General features: G+C 69.5%; 2 protein-coding genes and 1 pseudogene. 2 read left to right on the plus strand and 1 reads right to left on the minus strand.

Annotated elements, in window-relative coordinates:
• Positions 1–449, minus strand: a 449-nt coding sequence (locus ACZ4FV_RS52105; protein WP_402242701.1) for a HAMP domain-containing protein, incomplete at its 3' end; no start/stop codon positions are given.
• A 650-nt stretch (positions 450–1,099) separates the two neighbouring features.
• On the opposite strand from ACZ4FV_RS52105, the gene ACZ4FV_RS52110 reads away from it, so the two are divergent.
• Together ACZ4FV_RS52110 and ACZ4FV_RS52115 are read left to right on the plus strand one after the other, a co-directional pair.
• On the plus strand, positions 1,100–1,600 hold the full coding sequence (locus tag ACZ4FV_RS52110; RefSeq protein ID WP_465328490.1) for a hypothetical protein: 501 nt from the start codon (positions 1,100–1,102) through the stop codon (positions 1,598–1,600).
• A gap of 10 nt (positions 1,601–1,610) precedes the next feature.
• Positions 1,611–2,152, plus strand: a pseudogene (locus ACZ4FV_RS52115) (hypothetical protein); the annotation flags it as partial.

A 2,152-nucleotide genomic window follows, 5' to 3' on the forward strand; every position in this document is an offset into this window, starting at 1 on the left:
TCGGCGAGTTGCTTGAGTTCGTCGTCCGGGCCCGGCATCGCGATCCGCTCGTGCAGGTTGTGTTCGGACAACCGGCGTGCCGTCGCGGTGATCCCATGGACCGGGCGCAACACCCGGCCGGACATCCACCAGCCGACCAGGATCGAGGCCGCGGCCAGGAGCAGCAGTGCCGCGATGAGCACGGTCAGCAGTTGACTCATCGTCACGTCCTGGCCTGTGTCGATGGCCCGACGGATGGACTCGGCGGGAATCACGGTGAATTGGCTCGCAGCGCCCGGCAGCGGCACGGCGGGTTGGGACCGGCCGGTGACGTTCTCGGTCTGGTCGTACGTGCCCGACGAATCCACCGCGAACGTCCTGGCCATCGCCATCGGTAGTTGTCGGGACAGCCGCTGGTCGACGAACCAGTACACGATGCCCAGCAACACCGTGCCGACAACGAGCGACATGCCGCCGTACATCAGCGCGAGTCGGGCCCGCGCCGACGGCCGGCGAAACAGTGCCCGGGATAGCAGCCGTACGCCTGTCACCGGGCCGCTCGTCCGGAATCCTCTCGGGCCCCTTCCAACGCATACACGCAGTCTGCTCATATCAGGCATCCCGATCCGGGCAAGGTTCGGATGACTTGGGGGTCCTGCGCGCTGTCGCCGTCGTACGCGACCTCCACGGCGATCGCCGCCCGGGGCAATCCTCGGGCGGTCGGATCGGCCGGTAGTTCCTCGTCCTCGGTCACCAGGACTCGCACAGTCTCGTCGCTCCGCTTCGGCCGGGGGAAAGGTGGGGAGTCGGGCCGGAAAGGCGTGGGGGCAAAGAGCGATTGGCCCGGATTGGCAGACTTCCAACCCAACCCCACCGGTTATACGCGACTTGGCGTTAACTCCGGATAACCGGTTCGAGTAACGGCCTGGAAACCCCCCGAGGCGTAGACCTGTTGCCGCATCCTTCGTCGTCACGGCGGTGACAACGAGGGGTGGCCACACGACCGACGGTAGGACTACAGGTGGGAGCGGCAGTGATGACGAGGTTTGGGCGCGCGGGATCGGGACGGCCTCTGGCGCTGCGGTTGGCGGTTGGGGTGGTTCTGGCGAGTGGCCTCGCCTTGACCACGGCCGGGTGCGGTGACGACGGCGGCGGCTCGGCGAAGAACAAGGTGGCCTCGGGCGGCGGCAGCGGCGCGAAGGCCGAGAGCAGTGGCGGCGGTTCCGGCTCGGGCAAGGGTGACGATGCCCAACGCCGCGACCAGATGGTGAAGTTCGCGAGCTGCATGCGTGAGCACGGCGTCGACATGCCGGACCCGGAGCCCGGCGAGGGTGGCGCGATGCGGATCGGGGCGATGCCCGCGGACGAGGGGTTGTCCAAGACCGAGGACGCGATGAAGGCGTGCGAGAAGTTCCAGCCGAAGAGCGACTTCGACCCCAACGACCCCAAGTTCAAGGAATGGCAGGCCAAGCACACCAGCTGCCTGCGCGAGAACGGCGTGAACGTGGGCGACCCCGGCGCGGGCGGCGCGATGATCACCCTCGACGCGAGCGACGACAAGGTGATGAAGGCGATGGAGTTGTGCAACAAGAAGGTTCCCCCGCTGACGAACAAGAAGTAGGGGCGGCCTCGTGGTTTCGATCGACACCCCACAGCACGAGTACGACACGGGACCCGCGCCGGCCCCTGCCGACCCGGACGGCACGCCGCACCCACGCGGGCGTCGGCGTCGCCGTCGCCGGCGGGCACTCGCGGCGGCCCTGGTGCTGGCCTCGGCGGGCGGCGCGGCGGCCGTTCTGCTCTCCGACGGCGGCGACGGCTCCGACGCCTCGGCGAACCGCACGAAGCTGGATGCGGTGCCGGTGACTCGGGCGGATCTGGTGGATCGGCAGAATGTGGACGGCAGGCTCGGGTACGGCGGTACGTACACGGTGAACGCGGCCGCGCCGGGTCCGGACAAGGAGACGCCGCCTCCGAGTGGTGGGAACAAGCCGCAGGGCGGCGGCACTGCGCCGCCGTCGCAGGGCCCGGGCGGAGGCAACCAGTCCCAGGGTTCGGGTGGTGGGTCCGGTACGGGCGGTGGGTCCGGTACGGGCGGAGGTTCCGGTCGGGGTGGTTCGCCGCCGGATGCCGGGAACGACGCGGGGCCCGGGACGATCACCTGGCTTCCGGG

Source organism: Embleya sp. NPDC025285 (assembly GCF_055558835.1).